This is a genomic window from Bradyrhizobium sp. USDA 4506, from assembly GCF_054058795.1.
The window spans coordinates 7,298,871-7,314,811 of the sequence record NZ_JBSSBM010000002.1; the positions used below are offsets into that span (position 1 = coordinate 7,298,871).

Below are 15,941 nucleotides of genomic sequence, written 5' to 3' on the forward strand. Positions count from 1 at the left end.
CGTTGCACGGGATGATGGAGGAACGGCTGGGCCATTGCAAGACGATGCACCCTGCGCGCGATGTCGCGTCAGGCCAGCCAGAGCTGAATGAGCGCCAACGCAGCGGGAGCCGCCTGCACATAAAGAATGCGGCGGCTAACGGTGGCGGCGCCATAGGCACCGGCGACGATCACGCAGAGCAGGAAGAATGTCTTGATCTGGAACGCGAAGGCCGGATTGCCATGTATGAGGCCCCAGATCAGTCCGGCGGCGAGGAAGCCGTTATACAGCCCCTGATTGGCGGCGAGCACCGCGGAATCGTTTGCCTTCTCGATCGAGTTGCGAAACGTCTTCAGCCCGAGCGGCTTGGTCCAGAGAAACATCTCGAGCACAAGGAAATAGACGTGCAGCATGGCCACCACCGCGACCAGAACATTGCCAAGCAACAGCATATTGCGGTCCCCCAGAGCTTCGGTTCTGATTGAATCAGAATCGAAGCTCAAAATTGTTGTTTTGACGCGTTTTCTTCACGCGAACCGGTGTCCACTTCGCTCGAAAACGCTTTAACCGGAATTCGGGTGGACGCTAGCATGCGGGCGGTGAATTGTATGCCGACCGATCTGCTTGCCCGAGATATGACAATGGCCGACCGCAGGACTGCACAGACCTTCAACCTCGACCGCCACAAGACCCCGATCGGCACCGCGCTGCTGGTGACCGATGACGACGGCGTGCTGCGCGCGCTGGACTGGGACGACTATGAAGGGCGCATGCTCGACCTGCTGCGGCTGCATTATGGCGCCGTGACGCTGCGGGGCGGTCGCGCGCCGGCTGCGATGCGCAAGGCGCTCGGCGATTACTTCAAGGGCGATCTCGATCGTCTCACCGATGTCGAATGGCGCGTCGCTGGCACGCCGTTCCAGCAGAAGGTCTGGCACGCGCTGCCGAACATTCCGCACGGCACCACCATGAGCTACGGCGCGCTGGCGGCGAAACTGAACGCGCCGAATGCGATGCGCGCGGTCGGCCATGCCAACGGCTCCAACCCGATCAGCGTCGTCGTGCCATGTCATCGCCTGATCGGCGCCAACGGCTCACTGGTCAAATATGGCGGCGGGCTGGAGCGCAAGCGCTGGCTGCTGCGCCACGAGGGCGTGGAGGTCTAGAGTGATTTCGAGCGGGAACCGGTTCGCGTGAAGACGCGCGTCAAGACAACGATCCAGCAATCCGCTTCGGCCGCCGGTGTGGCGATCAATCGAGATCTTCGCGGGGCATGTTGCGCAGATCGCGCACGATATAGAGGAACACGACGAGCGAAGGTACCCACGCGAGTATCGCTCCCACCAGCATCGCATCGACCGTCGTCATGTGAGACTCCTTGCGCGCTATTGGCCAACGTCGTCAGATCGGCTTTTTCGATGGGGCGCCGGTTCTGGGGAAGGGATACAGCCACTTCCAATAGGCCTTGTTGCGCTCCAGCTGCCGCTTGTGGATCTCGCGACACTTCGTCGAGCAAAACTGCTCAAAATACCAATTATGCCGGATCAGCCCGAAAGGCCGCTTGCAGGCCGGATTTCCGCAACGAGCTGTCATGACGCTGCCTCCGCATTCGCGCGCCAAAGCCAGCGGATGAAGTCCTCCTGGCCTTTGTAGAGGCAGAGGCGTCCGCAGTAGCGTTCGCCCGCCGGATTTCGCAAACAGATGATCTTGGGCTCTTCGCTGTCACACTGGGCGCAGCGCGGTTCCGCACGCATGGCGACCTCCCTCCGAGGAATTGCCATTTGCCAATCAAAATGTCTGGTGCTGTCCTTGCCGTCGATCTTCCCGAAGGACGACGATGCGAAATCTCGCGCCGCCGCCGTCCATGCGCAACTTGTCCAGATGTTTTGTGGCATCATCCTTGCGTATAGCCGGCCTGGTCACGGCTGATCCAACTCACGCACCCGGCGCCGCGCTGTGCTGCCTGAGGGCGGTATCGAGGCATTTGATCAGGACGTCCCCGTCGTAGGGCTTGCTCAGAAAGCAGATCGCTCCAGCCTTCAGCGCCCGGACGCGATCGCTTTCGACCGAGAACGCCGTGACGAAAATGAACGGAAAGCGGTGTCCGCTGGCAATGAGGTGGCTCTGCAGGTCGAGCCCGCTCATGGCCGGCATCCTGACATCCGCGATCACACAGGATGTGTCATTCAGGCGGGGCGAGTGCAAAAATTCCTCGGCCGACGCGTAGGTCTCGACCGCGTAGCCTAGCGACCTGACGAGATTGTCGGTCGCGGTGCGAACCGACATGTCATCGTCGATGATTGATATCACTGGCGGGTTGGGCAAGGAGGTTATCCCGGGCCGGAAGGGCCTCTGGCGTGTGCATCATGTGGGGACCACAGTGCGTCGCCAATCGGGGCCGGAGAATCATACTTAGGTTTGCGCCCCGCCGGCTGCCGGTCCGATCTGGAGCATCTGTGCCATCCTGACCAGATCGGGTAACGACTTTGCCGCCATTTTCCGCATGATGTGCCCGCGGTGTATCTTCACTGTGATTTCGGCCACACCGATTTCGGCGGCGACCTGCTTGTTCATCAACCCCGCCGTGACGAGCGTCATCACCTGGCGTTCACGCGGCGTCAGGGTCGCGAAGGCGGCGCGCAGGTTGGCAAGAACCTTGGCCTCATCGCGACGATTCCTGTCGCGCTCGATCGCCGTCGTGACGGCATCCAGCATGTCCTGATCGCGGAATGGCTTGGTCAGGAAGTCCACAGCGCCGGCCTTCATGGCCCTGACCGTCATCGGGATATCGCCGTGGCCGGTCATGAAGATGATCGGAATATCGATGCCCGCCTTCGCCAGCTCCCCCTGAAAGTCCAGCCCGCTCACCCGCGGTAACCTGATGTCGAGGATCAGGCAGCTCGGGACATCCGGAGGCTTGCGCTGCAGAAATTCATGGGCCGAGCCGAATGCTGCGGTCCGCAAGCCGACCGACCGGAACAGATTGCTCAGCGCGTCCCGCATGGATGCGTCGTCGTCGACGACGAAGACGACGGGATCCTCGGCGTTTGCCAGACCAGAAGGCGATGCCGCGCGCCCGGTCACCATGCATGATCCTCTTCGTGCAGTGGCAAGGTGAACTGGAACGTCGCGCCGGGGCCGATGTTTCCGGCCACGGACAGGCGGCCTCGGTGAGCTTCGATGATCGATCGGCAGATCGACAGCCCCATCCCCATGCCGCTGGCCTTGGTGGTGTAGAACGCGTCGAACAGCCGTTCGGCATTCTCGGTCGCGATTCCGACGCCGCAGTCGGTGACCGTGACCACGATCTGCCCGACCTCGTCATGGCGCGTCCGGATCACGAGTTCCCGTGGCCGGTCCGTGACCGGCTGCATGGCCTCGATACCATTGAGGACCAGGTTGAGGATGACCTGCTGCAGCTGGATTCGGTCGGCGACAACAGACGGGAGCGCGGGAGCGAGGTCGAGTTGCAAGGATACCAGGTGACGCTGCAGTTCATGCTGCACCAGCCCGATCACCTGGTTGATGACTTCATTCACGTCGAGCGGCGCCTTCTGACCGGTCGTCTTGTTCACCATCGCGCGGACGCGCTGGATGACCTCGCCCGCCCGGTTGCCGTCGCTGATGATCGACCTGACCGCGCCGCGAGCCTCGTTCAGATCGGGGGCCGCCCGGTTGAGCCACCGCAGGCATGCCGCGGCATTGGTGACCACGGCGGCAAGCGGCTGGTTCACTTCATGGGCGATCGATGCGGCGAGCTCGCCGAGCGCCGTCACGCGTGTGACGTGCGCGAGGTTGGTCTGCGCTTCGTGCAACTCCGCCTCGGCTCGCTTGCGGGCGGTCACGTCGGTGACCGCTCCGATGAATTCGGTGTCGCCGGAAAGATTCGTCACCGCATGCGCCCTGGCGTGAACAAATTTGATCGCCCCATTGGGCATCAGCAATCGGTAGCCGTGCTCGAAGTCCTTGCCGTCGAGCGAGGCCCGGTCGATGGCCCGTTGCACGCGGGCGCGATCATCCGGATGGACGCGCTGCAGGACCGTGGCATGTGTGATGGAAGGAGCCCTGTCGAATTCGAAGATCCTGAACGTCTCTTCCGACCAGATGATCTCGCCGCTGGCGACGTGCCAGCCGAAGCTGCCGGTGTGGCTCAATCGCTGGGCTTCGGTCAGGTACATTTCACTCTGCTGCAGCGCATTTTCGGCGTGCTTGCGCTCGGTGATATCCTCGCACGCGATCAGCACGATCAGCTGATCGCCCAGCCGCCGCACCGCCTTGGCGTTTTCACGAACCCAAATCCTTGAACCGTCCTTGCGGACCTTCCGGATTTCCCAATTGTGGGTCTGGCCGATGTTGTCGAGGCATGCCGCGACGTTGCGTTGGACCATATCCCGGTCTTCGGCGGCAAAGACCCGCAGCACCGATTGTCCAAGCAGTTCGTCGACGGTGTAGCCGAGCTGCGCCGCGCCGAACGTGTTGACCGACAGCACGAGCCCCGTTGCGTCGACCATGAAGTACATGACCGGGTTGTGCTCGAATACCTCCTTCCATTGCGCTTCGCTGTTGCGCAGCGCCTCCATCGCGCGCTCCTCGCTGCTGGCTCGGCCGCGCAACATGGCTTCCATCCGCCTTTGCGAACGGCCCACCAGGCGGATCATCAGCAATGCGGCGGTCAGCGACGCGACGAGCAGCGCCAGGGCAACCAGATGGGCGGAAGCTGCTGGCTGCGGACCCAGCAACAGCCCGATGCAGGTTGTCGCCAAGGCCAGCACCATGCCGCCGAGCAGCCATTGCTCGGCCGACCAGGACTTCGTGGTCGGGTCGCGGATCATCGGCAGCCCAGCACTTGGCCATCATCATGGGCCGCGCTGCGTCGCTAGGTGACTGCTACCATCAGCGGCGACAACGTCGCCCTCCCAATAGACTGTATATTAGCAGCTTTCTTGCCGCCCTGGCGGGATGACGCCGGCCTTTTTGGCGGTCCACACCCGTGGGATCGCGCAGAAAGCGAAGCCGTTGAGCGCGCTCAGGTCCAGGTTGCGACCTAAACTCAAGTATGAGTCGTCCCCACCGAATGTAACGGTCGGATCAACCTCCGTTCAATGGCCCGTTCCATCCCGGTGACTACGCTTATTGGGTAACTCGATGACGGTAGAGATTTCCGGGGTTCAGCAATCGCCAATCAGTGACGGAGATTGAAATGCCCAGCGCGCGCCTGCATCTGATCGTTTGCTCCGACGACGTCGACCACGAGGCAAGGCCTCAGAGACGCGATCGCAGCTTCCAGCCTTCCGTTATCGTTGGTGGCAGGCAAACAGCAAGCACGCTGGCCGACAACCCGTGGATCGATCTGCTGGACGCATTCGATCTCGGCGTGGTGGTCTGTCAGGCCAGCTACCTGGCCTTGCTGGGAGCGAGCCTGGCGGCGCTGCAGCCGCAATTCGACGCGCCAGACTCAGGGCGGTAGCCGGCCCTGAATTCCAAGTCCGGCAGGCTGCCGGGACCGAAGCGCTGGCTGCTCACGCCTGGGTCGCGCAAGACGGGTCCGATCACAGCCTCCGTGAGAGCCCGGAATCCATTCCCCGCCTAGCCCCGGCCCTGATGGATTCCGGGCTCAGTTTTGCAGACGCCCTCGGCTGCGCAATGGCGCACCGGAATGATGGGCGGAGCAGGTCGACGGCGCGGCTCCCGCGCCAAGCTCCCGACGACGGCAAATTGCAGCAATTTTTTCGAAAGATGCCCGGTTCGCTTTAGCCGCTTTTGAAGCACCTGATTATTGGATCTGTCCGGCAACGGCATCGCTCTGCAGAGCTGTGCGTTGGTTCGCGCACTGACAGATCAGGGGCCGGTCATTATGAATCAGGCACAGCAGCACAAGCCGCTTCCCGAAGACAATAATTCCGTCACCAGGAATGAGGCCGACGGCGCACGGGGATTGCAGCGCGATCTGCAGGAACGGCTGCAGCCGGAGCACGACGAGCCAGTCAGCGATAGCGCTCCCCATCCCGAAGCGCCCGCCGGATCAGGCCGGATGGTTCGCCGCCTGCTCAAGGTCGGCATTGGCCTTGCCATCGTGGCCGTCTTCGGATGGCTGCCGCTCAGGGCTGTGTTGCAGACCTCGAGCGTGGAGGCCGTGGTCAACGCCAGGATCGTGACCTTGCGCTCGCCGATCGACGGCACCGTGAGCGCGAAGCCGCAGAAATCCACGCAGCTCAGCGTGGTTCACGAGGGCGATGCGATCCTTCACGTCGTCAACGCACGCGGCGATCGCGCCCGGCTCGATGATCTCCGGCGGCAGATGTCGCGGTTGGAAAATGAGCGCCCGAGTCTGGCGGCCAAGCTTGCGGCCGCCGAGACGGCGCAACAGGACCTTGCCCGCCAGGCCGGCCAGTTCCGTGACGGCCGCATCCTCCAGCTCGAGGCCCGGATCGCCGAAATCCAGACTGCGATCGAGGCCGCCGCCGCACGGCGGGAGGAGGCCGTGGCCGCCGTCGAGCGGGCGTCGTCGCTGATCAAGTCGGGCAGCGTGTCGACGGTCGAAATGGCCCGCCTGACGCGCGAGCAGGCGATCTCGCAGCAGACCGAAATCGGCGCTCGACGGCGTCTCGACGCCGCCAAGGTCGAGCTCACCGCCGCAAGGAATGGCACTTATCTCGGCGACAGCTACAATGACCGGCCGAGCTCCGTGCAGCGCGAAGAGGAGATGCGCCAGCGCGTCAGCGACCTGCGCGCCGATCTGGCGCATGCCGATGCCGAGATCGACTGGCTGACCCACGAGATCGCCGCCGAGCAGCTGCACTACGTCAACCGGGCGGAAGCCGACATCAAGGCGCCGGTCGGGGGGCGCATCTGGGAGATGATGACGTCGCCCGGCGAGGACGTCAGGGCCGGGCAGCCCTTGCTCAAGCTGCTCGATTGCAGCGGCGCAGTGGTCACGGCGAACGTCACCGAGAGCGTCTACAACGGTCTGAAACTGGGCGAGCAGGCGAGCTTCGAGCCGAATGACGGCAGCGCCGCGCTGCAGGGCGAGATCGTCAATCTCACCGGCGCGTCGGGCGCGCCCGCGAACCTTGCGATCAATCCGGATGCGCTGAACAAGGAACCCTATCGGGTCACGGTCTCGATGCCGGCGCTCGATACCACGGGCAAGGATTGCGCGGTCGGCCGCACCGGGCGCGTGGTGTTCAACGCGGACGTGGCAAAGTCATGATGGCGGCATTTGCGCCCGGGCTGGTCGCCTTCGGCGCCTGCCTTGCCATCCTGCCCCTGCTCCGCCGCGAGCAGACCCTGGCCCGCGTCATGATGACCGGCATGTCGTTCGTCCTGCTGGTCCACTATTTCGCGTGGCGGGTGACCCACACCTTGCCGCCTCCGGGCCTCACCGCCGACGCGCTGGTCGGCTATCCCTTCATGCTGGCCGGGGCGGCCTCGATGATCGCGGTGTGCCTGTCGCTGCTGTTTCTCAGCCGCACGATCGACCGTTCGCCTGAGGTCAATGCGATCCTGCGCCGATCGAGGTTGCCCGCAAACGCGCCGCTCGTCGACGTCTTCATCTGCACCTACAACGAGGAGAAGGCGATCCTGGAGCGCACCATCATCGGCGCGACCGGGCTGAACTATCCGAACTACCGCGTCTGGGTGCTCGACGACGGGCGGCGGCTCTGGCTGCGCCGGCTCGCCCAGGAGCTCGGCTGCAACTATCTGGCCCGCCCGGACAACCGCCACGCCAAGGCCGGCAACATCAATCATGCGCTCCAGCACGTTTCCGGGCTGGCTGAGCGGCCGGAGTTCATCTCGATCCTCGATGCGGATTTTGTCCCGATGCCGGATTTCCTGACCCGGGCGATGAGCCTGATGCAGGACGGCAGCGTCGGCGTCGTGCAGACGCCGCAGCACTTCATCAACCCGGATCCGATCCAGACCAATCTTGCGGCGACCGATGTGTGGCCCGACGAGCAGCGCTTCTTCTTCGATATCCTGATGCCGGCCAAGGATGCCTGGGACACGGCATTCTGCTGCGGCACCTCGTCGCTGATCCGCTTCTCCGGCCTGATGCAGATCGGCGGCTTCCCGACCGATTCGGTGACGGAGGATTACCTCGTCACACTGCGGCTGAAGGAGAAGGGACTGCGCACGGTCTATCTGAACGAGCGCCTGACCATCGGACTCGCGCCGGAGGGACTGAAGGAATACATCACGCAGCGCGGACGCTGGTGTCTCGGCTTCATGCAGATCTTCCGCGGCCGCAGCGGGCCGTTCTCGCGGCAATCGAAGCTCGCCTTCATGGACCGGCTGTCGCTGGTCGACGCCTTCATGAGCTGGGCGGCGGTCTACGGCACCAAGGTGTTCGGCCTGGTCGTGCCGTGGCTTTATCTGCTGTTCGGGATCAAGGCGGTCCATGCCGACCTGTTCGAGCTGCTAAAATATTTCCTGCCGTTCTATGTCTGGCACGCCTTCACGATGGCGTGGATTTCGCGCGGCCGCTCGCTCGCGATCATGACCGACGTGTCGCAATACATCGCGGCGCCCGCGGTGCTGAAGGCGGTCGTGACCGGCCTCGCCAGGCCGCAGGGCCACAAATTCAAGGTGACGGCCAAGGGCGGCGACCGCAACCGCCGCTTCATCGAGTGGCCGCTGCTGCGGCTCTACGGTGCCGCCCTGCTGATCACGCTGTTTGCGATCGCCTACGCCTTCATCCTGCATCTGCGCGGCGAAAACATCGCCTATGGCGGGCTGGCGCTGGCCTGGAGCCTGTACAATTGCGTCGTGCTCGCGATCGTGTGCTTCATCTGCATCGAGCAGCCGCGGCGCCGCAAGGCCGAGCGGTTCGAGCGCGACGAGCCGATCCTGATCCATCAGGACAGCGAGATGCGGCTGATCCGGATGGCCGACATCTCGATCTCCGGTGCGCGCTTCATCGATCCTGTCCCGCCCGCCATCGGTTCGCTGATCAAATGCAATGTCTACGGACAGAACGTCGCCGCGACCGTGGTCCGCCGCACCCGCGACGGCTTCGGCGTCCGCTTCGAGGACGCGGTGGCGACGCGGGTCAATGTCGTGCGCGCGTTCTACGCCGGCGAATATGTCCGCGCTTTCCAAGGCGTGCGCGCGGCGCCGGTCGGCAAGGCCCTGCTGATGCGGCTGTTCGGTTGATTCGCCACGGGATTGGGGCTTCGCTCCTTCGGTGGAAACGGCTTTCGATCCCGTCATCCCCGCGCAAAGGCTTCGCCTTTGTCGCTGGAGGAGCGCGGAACGCGCGTCTCGAAGGATCGACGGCCCGGCCGCTTCCGCATACTTCCACTCTCTTGGGGAAGGAACGTGGCCGTCGATCCTTCGAGACGGCCGCTGCGCGGCCTCCTCAGGATGACGGGACAGGCGTGTACGCTTCTTACGATTCGATCTACGCCGCCGGCTTTGCTGCCTGGTCCTCGCTCGCCAGCAGATGCAGCAGCGCGCTCTTGATCGCGGCCTGCCGGGTCGGCGCCGTGATCTGGGCGCCGAGCAGGTCGGTGACATAGAACACGTCGCGGGCACGTTCGCCGAAGGTCGCGACATGGGCCGAGGCGATGTTGAGGTTGAGCTTCGAGATCGCGGTGGTGAGCTGGTAGAGCAGGCCGGGCCGGTCGAGGCCGGAGACCTCGATCACGGTGTAGCGGTCGGACCACTGGTTGTTGATGGTCACCTCGGGCTCGACGATGAACGGCCGCGCCTTGCTGCGGACGGTGCGCTTGGCGACCGCCTCGGGCAGCCGCAGCTTGCCTTCCAGCACGTGCTCGATCATCTCGCCAATTCTGGTGGCGCGGCGGCCCTCGTCCTCGTCGCGGTCGTATTCGCGTGAGATCGAGATGGTGTCGAGCGCGCGGCCGTCGGTCGTGGTGTAGATCTGGGCGTCGACGATGTTGGCGCCGGCCGACGCGCAGGCACCCGCGATGATCGACAGCAGCCAGGGATGGTCGGTCGCCAGGATCGTCAGTTCGGTGACGGCGCGGACCTCGTCGAAGCCGACATTGATCGCAAGCTTGTGGCCGGCCTGCTCGCTGGCGCGGATGAAGCGGGCCTGGCGGATCTTGCGCGCCAGCTCGACCTTGAGCCAGTAGGCCGGATAGTGCCGGCCGATATAGGCGTTGAGCTCCGCCTCCGGCCATTCGGTGAAGGCGCGGCGGAATTCGGCTTGCGCCACCGCGATGCGCTGGGCGCGGTTGACCTCGGAGAAGCCGCCGGTCAGCACCGGCTCGGTCTCGTAATACAGCGTGCGCAACAGCTGCGCCTTCCAGCCGTTCCAAACGCCCGGGCCGACGCCGCGGATGTCGGCCGTGGTTAGGATCGTGAGCAGCTTCATCTGCTCGACCGACTGGACCACGGCGGCGAAATTCTCGATGGTCTTGCGGTCCGACAGGTCGCGCGATTGCGCCACCGTCGACATCGTCAAATGCTCCTCGATCAGCCACGCCACCAGCTCGGTGTCGGCCGCCGAGAAGCCGAGCCGCGGGCACAGCCGCCGCGCCACCTTGGCGCCGGCGATCGAATGATCCTCAGGTCGGCCCTTGGCGATGTCGTGCAGCAGCGTCGCGATATAGATCACCGGGCGGTGCTCGGGGCGGATCTTGCGAAACAGGTCGCTGGCGACCGCGAACTCCTCGTTGCCGCCGCGCTCGATGTCCTGCAGGAAGCCGATGCAGCGGAGCAGATGCTCGTCCACCGTGTAGTGGTGGTACATGTTGAACTGCATCATCGACACGATCTTGCCGAAGGCGCGGATGAAGTGGCCGAGCACGCCGGTCTCGTTCATCCGCCGCAGCACGATCTCCGCATTGTCGGAGGTCAGGATCTCCATGAACAGGCGGTTGGCTTCGTCGTTCTCGCGCAGCTGGGTGTTGATCAGCTTGAGCGAGCGCGTCACCGTGCGCATCGCATCGGGATGGAAGGCAAGGTTGTTCTGCTGCGCGAGGCGGAAGATCCGGATCAGATTGACCGGATCGTGCTTGAACACGTCGGGCGCGGCGAGGTTGATGCGGTTGTTGTCGACGATGAAGTCGTCGCTGCCGTTAACCCGCCGCCGCTTGGTGCCGGGCCGCAGCCGCGCCACCATCCGGCTCAGCACAGGCGCCGGCTTGTTGTGCTCTTCCTCGAGCTTGGCGCACAGGATCGCGGTGAGGTCGCCGACGTCTTTCGCGATCAGGAAGTAGTGCTTCATGAAGCGCTCGACGTCCTGCATGCCGGGATGCGAGGTGTAGCCGAGGCGGACCGCGATTTCGCGCTGCATGTCGAATGACAGCCGTTCCTCGGCGCGTCCGGCGAAGAAGTGCAGATTGCAGCGCACCGACCACAGGAAGTCGGCGCAGCGGCGGAAGGTGCGGTATTCCTGCGCGTCGAACACGCCGCGTTCCAGCAGCTCGTCGGTCTCGCGCACGCGGTAGACGTATTTGGCGATCCAGAACAGCGTGTGCAGGTCGCGCAGGCCGCCCTTGCCGTCCTTGACGTTGGGCTCGACCAGATAGCGCGACTGGCCGGCGCGGCGATGCCGCTCCTCGCGCTCGGCAAGCTTGGCGGTGACGAATTCCGACGCGGTGCCCTGCACCACGTCCTTGTCGAAGCGCTCGACCAGCTCGTCATAAAGCGGCTGGTCGCCGGTCAGGAACCTGGTCTCCAGGATCGCGGTGCGGATCGTCATGTCGCCGCGCGCCTGACGGATCGATTCATCGACCGAGCGCGTGGCGTGGCCGACCTTCAGCCCCATGTCCCAGAGGCAATAGAGAATCGCCTCGGCAACCTGTTCGCCCCAGGCGGTCTGCTTGTAGGGCAGGATGAACAACAGATCGATGTCGGACTCCGGCGCCATCAGCCCGCGGCCATAGCCGCCGGTCGCCACCACGGCCATGCGTTCGGCGCCCGAGGGGATCGGCGAGTGATAGAGGTGCCGGGTCGCCGCCGCATAGAGGATGCGGATGATCTCGTCCTGCACGAAGCAGAGCCGTTCGGCGCAGCGCCGGCCGTGACGGTCCTTAAGCAGCAGCGCCTGCGCCGTGGCGCGCGCCGCGATCAGCTCGGCCTTGAGCAACTGCGCCATCGCGGCGCGGAACTGGTCCTCGCGGCCGGCATGCCGTTCGGCAAGTGCATTCACCGCCGCGGTGATCCGCTCGGTCTCGAAACGATCATCCGCTTCAGGGCGGGCCTCGGCTACGACGCTGTCCATAGGTTCATCCGATATCGGACGGAGCCGTTGCTGTCACTGACCAAAGTATAACGACAGCAGCTCCATGCTCTCATGGCGGCGCTTCGAGCAAGATCGTTCTCGCGCCATCTCGTAGAGGGTAGAGATTTTCTCGTTGACCGCAAGGATAACTCATTGAAATAAATGATTGTTTCTAAACTGATCGAGGGGGCGACGAATGCAAGAATTTTCCCGGCGCACGTTCGCTGCGCTGCTCGCGGTCTCGACCTTGCTGCCCGGCGCGGCGCGCGCCGCCGACGCACTGAAGGAGATCCGGATCGACTGGGCGACCTACAATCCGGTGTCGATGGTCCTGAAGCAGAAGGGCCTGCTGGAAAAGGAGTTCGCCAAGGACGGCATCAACATCGTCTGGGTGCAGTCGGCCGGCTCCAACAAGGCGCTCGAATTCCTCAACGCCGGTTCGATCGATCTCGGCTCGACGGCGGGTTCGGCCGCGCTGGTTGCGAAGATCAACGGCAACCCGATCAAGTCGATCTATGTCTATTCGCGTCCCGAATGGACCGCCCTGGTCACGACCAAGGACTCCAGGATCGCGTCCGTCGCCGACCTCAAGGGCAAGCGCGTCGCGGTGACGCGTGGCACCGATCCGCACATCTTCCTGGTTCGTGCGCTGCTCGGCGCCGGTCTCACCGAAAGGGACATCACGCCGGTGCTGTTGCAGCACGCCGACGGCAAGACCGCGTTGATCCGCGGCGATGTCGACGCCTGGGCCGGTCTCGATCCGATGATGGCGCAGGCGGAGGTCGAGGACGGCGCAAAGCTGTTCTACCGCAAGGCGGAAGCCAACACCTGGGGCATCCTCAATGTGCGCGAGGAGTTTCTGAAGGCGCATCCGGATATCGTCCGCCGCGTGCTCGCGACGTACGAGGAAGCGCGGAGATATTCGCTGGCCAACTATGACGAGTTGAAGAAGACCTTCATCGCGGTCACCAAGCTGCCGGATGCCGTGGTCGACAAGCAGCTCAAGGAACGCACCGAGCTGACCCACAGCCGGATCGGCAGTGCCCAGCGCGAATCGATCCTCGCCGCCGGCCTCGCCTTGCAGCAGGCGGGCGTGATCGACGCCAAGACCGACGTCAAGGCCGCGCTGGATTCCTTGATCGACGATCAGGTCCCGCTGCCCACCAACTAACCGCTGTCGTCAAGCCAACCTCCGTCGTCAAACTAACCTTCGTCGTCCCGGGCAAGCGAAGCGCGACCCGGGACCCATAACCACAGGGCTCTATTGCTGGACAAGGCTGTGGCCCCAGCTCGCTTGATTACCATGCCCTGTGGTTGTGGGTCCCAGCCTTCGCCGGGACGACGTGGATGGAGTTGGCCCCACCTTGCGATCCCGCCGGAAGAATAGTTCTTGCTATGGCCATGACCGTTGACCTGCCCGCGCTGGAACAGACGGCCCCGCCCGGTGCACCTGCGCGGTGGTCGCGCTATGCGCGGCCGGTGCTCGGGCTTGTGCTGCCGGTCGCGCTGGCGCTGGGCTGGGAACTCGTTGTTTCTCTCGGCTACTCCAACGGCCGCCTGGTGCCGCCGCCGTCAAAGGTGTTCGAGACCATCATTGAGCTCGCCAAGAGCGGCGAGCTGTCGCGCCATATCCTCGCGACGCTGTGGCGGGTCGGCGCGGGCTTTGCGCTTGGCGTCGTCGCCGGCACCATCATGGGCGCGATCTCCGGCTACTGGGATTTCGCCAAGCGGTTGCTCGATCCGACGGTGCAGGCGTTGCGCGCGATCCCCTCGCTCGCCTGGGTGCCGCTGTTCGTGCTCTGGCTCGGCATCTTCGAGACCTCGAAGGTCGCGCTGATCGCGGTCGGCGTGTTCTTTCCGATCTATCTCGGCGTGATGGGCGCAATCCTGTCGGTCGATCGCAAGATCGTCGAGGTCGGCCGCGTGTTCCGCCTGTCCGGACCGGCGATGATCCGCCGCATCCTGTTGCCCGCCGTGCTGCCGGCCTATGTGGTTGCGCTGCGGGTCGGGCTCGGTTTGGGGTGGATGTTCGTGGTCGCGGCCGAACTGATCGGCGCCTCCGAAGGCCTCGGCTACCTTCTGCTCGACGGCCAGCAGCTCGGCAAGCCGGCGCAGATCCTCGCCGCGATCGTGATCTTCGCGATCCTCGGCAAGCTCACCGACTGGCTGATCGAGGTCGCCGCCGCACCGCTGCTGCGCTGGCAGGACGCGTTCGGCGCACGGGGAGGGCAGTGATGCTGGCTCTCAAGGACGTCGGCAAGACCTATCCGAACGGTGTCCACGCGCTGGAGCGGTTCTCGGCCGAGATTGCGCCCGGCGAGATCATCGCGATCATCGGCGGCTCGGGTTGCGGCAAGTCGACGCTGTTGCGCGCCATCGCCGGCCTCGACCGCGCCTCTTCAGGCAGCGTGACGCTCGACAATGCGGTGATATCATCGCCGCACGCCAAGATCGGGATCATCTTCCAGGAGCCACGGCTGCTGCCCTGGCTCAGCGTCGCCGACAATATCGGCTTCGGCCTCGCCGGCCTTCCGGCCGAGGCGAGGCGCGCGCGCGTCGTGGCGGCGCTCGCCCGCGTCGGCCTTGCCGACAAGGCCGCGGCCTGGCCGCGCGAATTGTCCGGCGGCCAGGCGCAGCGGGTCGCGATCGCCCCGCGCGCTGGTGCCGCAGCCCGAAGTGCTGCTGCTCGACGAGCCGTTCTCGGCGCTCGATGCCTTCACGCGGCGCGATCTGCAGGATCATCTGCTCGATCTGTGGGCCGACACGCGGCCGACCTTGATCCTGGTCACCCATGACGTGGACGAGGCCGTGGTGCTCGCCGACCGCGGGCTGGTGATGCGGCCGCGGCCGGGCCGGCTATTCGAGGAGATCACCATCAACCTGGCGCGGCCGCGCGACCGGAAATCGGAGCTGTTCGACACCTTCAAACGCCGCGTGCTGACCGCGCTCGACCGCTCGCTGGACCGCACGGTGCGGGACGTCACCGACAAATCGAGCGCCGGCGAGGCGATGTGGTGGTGACATCCGCTCCTTAAGGCCTTACATCGGCTAGAGCATGATCCGGAAAAGTGTGAAGCGGTTTTCCGAAAAGATCATGCTAAAACAAGAATCTAAAGCGCGATGACGATTTCAGCCTGAGTCTCATCGCGCTTTAAGAAGAATAGCCGGGAGCAGACCCATGGACTCCGCCGAACTCCGCGCAATGCAGGCTCCGATCAAGGAGCGCTACAAGACCGACCCCCAGGCCGCCGTGATCACGCTGAAGGCCAAGGGCTCGATCGACAATGAGAGCATCGCCTGCAAGGTCGAGACCGGCCGTGCGCTCGCGATCGCCGGCCTCCACCCCGCTACCGGCGGCTCCGGGCTCGAACTTTGCTCCGGCGACATGCTGCTGGAAGCGCTGGTCGCCTGCGCCGGCGTCACGCTGAAATCGGTCGCCACCGCGATCGAAGTGCCGCTGAAGCCCGGCAATGTCTTCGCCGAGGGCGATCTCGATTTCCGCGGCACGCTCGGCGTCGACAAGGAGACCCCGGTCGGCTTCCGCGAGATCCGCCTGCGCTTCGAGATCGGCACCGACGCGCCGCAGGACAAGCTCGACCTCTTGCTGAAACTCACCGAGCGCTATTGCGTGGTCTATCAGACCATCAAGAACGGCCCGAAGGTGTCGGTGACGATGCAGCGGGTTTAGCGCGTCGCCCCGGCCTAGTGCGCAATTGCGCACGGGAGCCGGGGCCCAGACGCCGTGTCCCATCGGTTCAAGCCGCGCTGT

At 64.5% G+C, this 15,941-nt stretch carries 13 protein-coding genes and 1 pseudogene; 8 read left to right on the top strand and 6 right to left on the bottom strand.

The window, feature by feature from the left end:
- Positions 1-68: 68 nt before the first annotated feature.
- The gene (locus ACVIHF_RS36460) at positions 69-431 is read right to left on the bottom strand and encodes a DUF1304 domain-containing protein (RefSeq protein WP_028335620.1); all 363 of its coding nucleotides are present in this window, start codon (positions 429-431) and stop codon (positions 69-71) included.
- Positions 432-620: 189 nt separating this feature from the next.
- Here ACVIHF_RS36460 and ACVIHF_RS36465 point away from each other — a divergent pair, with 189 nt between their 5' ends.
- On the top strand, positions 621-1,145 hold the full coding sequence (locus ACVIHF_RS36465) for a methylated-DNA--[protein]-cysteine S-methyltransferase (protein WP_310882210.1): 525 nt from the start codon (positions 621-623) through the stop codon (positions 1,143-1,145).
- 423 nt (positions 1,146-1,568) lie between these two features.
- Here the strand turns inward: ACVIHF_RS36465 and ACVIHF_RS36470 are convergent, their stop codons facing one another.
- The 4 genes from ACVIHF_RS36470 to ACVIHF_RS36485 form a co-directional block, all read right to left on the bottom strand.
- Positions 1,569-1,874, bottom strand: a complete 306-nt coding sequence (locus ACVIHF_RS36470) for a hypothetical protein (RefSeq protein ID WP_456793410.1) — start codon at positions 1,872-1,874, stop codon at positions 1,569-1,571.
- A gap of 40 nt (positions 1,875-1,914) precedes the next feature.
- Positions 1,915-2,289 (bottom strand): response regulator transcription factor, encoded by a 375-nt coding sequence (locus ACVIHF_RS36475; protein ID WP_456794161.1) that lies wholly within the window; start codon positions 2,287-2,289, stop codon positions 1,915-1,917.
- A 102-nt stretch (positions 2,290-2,391) separates the two neighbouring features.
- Positions 2,392-3,066, bottom strand: a complete 675-nt coding sequence (locus ACVIHF_RS36480) for a response regulator transcription factor (protein WP_225649282.1) — start codon at positions 3,064-3,066, stop codon at positions 2,392-2,394.
- Positions 3,060-4,811: a PAS domain-containing sensor histidine kinase gene (locus ACVIHF_RS36485; protein ID WP_456793411.1), complete on the bottom strand. Its 1,752-nt coding sequence runs from the start codon at positions 4,809-4,811 to the stop codon at positions 3,060-3,062. Before ACVIHF_RS36485 ends, ACVIHF_RS36480 begins: the two co-directional genes overlap by 7 nt.
- Before the next feature lie 368 nt (positions 4,812-5,179).
- Here ACVIHF_RS36485 and ACVIHF_RS36490 point away from each other — a divergent pair, with 368 nt between their 5' ends.
- From ACVIHF_RS36490 to ACVIHF_RS36500, 3 genes are all read left to right on the top strand, one after another.
- Entirely contained in the window at positions 5,180-5,446 is a 267-nt protein-coding gene (locus tag ACVIHF_RS36490) for a hypothetical protein (protein ID WP_456793412.1), read from the top strand.
- A 387-nt stretch (positions 5,447-5,833) separates the two neighbouring features.
- The gene (locus ACVIHF_RS36495; protein ID WP_253605982.1) at positions 5,834-7,189 is read left to right on the top strand and encodes an HlyD family efflux transporter periplasmic adaptor subunit; all 1,356 of its coding nucleotides are present in this window, start codon (positions 5,834-5,836) and stop codon (positions 7,187-7,189) included.
- On the top strand, positions 7,186-9,132 hold the full coding sequence (locus tag ACVIHF_RS36500) for a glycosyltransferase (protein WP_456793413.1): 1,947 nt from the start codon (positions 7,186-7,188) through the stop codon (positions 9,130-9,132). Before ACVIHF_RS36495 ends, ACVIHF_RS36500 begins: the two co-directional genes overlap by 4 nt.
- Before the next feature lie 247 nt (positions 9,133-9,379).
- Here ACVIHF_RS36500 and ACVIHF_RS36505 read toward each other — a convergent pair whose 3' ends face one another.
- On the bottom strand, positions 9,380-12,172 hold the full coding sequence (locus ACVIHF_RS36505) for a [protein-PII] uridylyltransferase (RefSeq protein WP_253605983.1): 2,793 nt from the start codon (positions 12,170-12,172) through the stop codon (positions 9,380-9,382).
- A gap of 196 nt (positions 12,173-12,368) precedes the next feature.
- Between ACVIHF_RS36505 and ACVIHF_RS36510 the strand changes: the two genes are divergently transcribed.
- The 4 genes and pseudogenes from ACVIHF_RS36510 to ACVIHF_RS36525 all read left to right on the top strand — a co-directional run bounded on the left by ACVIHF_RS36510 (position 12,369) and on the right by ACVIHF_RS36525 (position 15,860).
- Positions 12,369-13,343 carry an aliphatic sulfonate ABC transporter substrate-binding protein gene (locus tag ACVIHF_RS36510; RefSeq protein ID WP_456793414.1) on the top strand — a complete coding sequence of 325 codons (975 nt, stop codon included), beginning with the start codon at positions 12,369-12,371 and terminating at the stop codon, positions 13,341-13,343.
- A 230-nt stretch (positions 13,344-13,573) separates the two neighbouring features.
- Positions 13,574-14,407, top strand: a complete 834-nt coding sequence (locus tag ACVIHF_RS36515) for an ABC transporter permease (protein WP_253609849.1) — start codon at positions 13,574-13,576, stop codon at positions 14,405-14,407.
- A pseudogene (locus ACVIHF_RS36520) lies at positions 14,407-15,193 on the top strand (ABC transporter ATP-binding protein). The gene ACVIHF_RS36515 and the pseudogene ACVIHF_RS36520 overlap by 1 nt, the downstream one beginning before the upstream one ends.
- Positions 15,194-15,350: 157 nt before the next feature.
- Complete coding sequence (locus ACVIHF_RS36525; RefSeq protein WP_456793415.1) at positions 15,351-15,860, top strand: OsmC family protein; 510 nt, start codon at positions 15,351-15,353, stop codon at positions 15,858-15,860.
- Positions 15,861-15,941 lie beyond the last annotated feature (81 nt).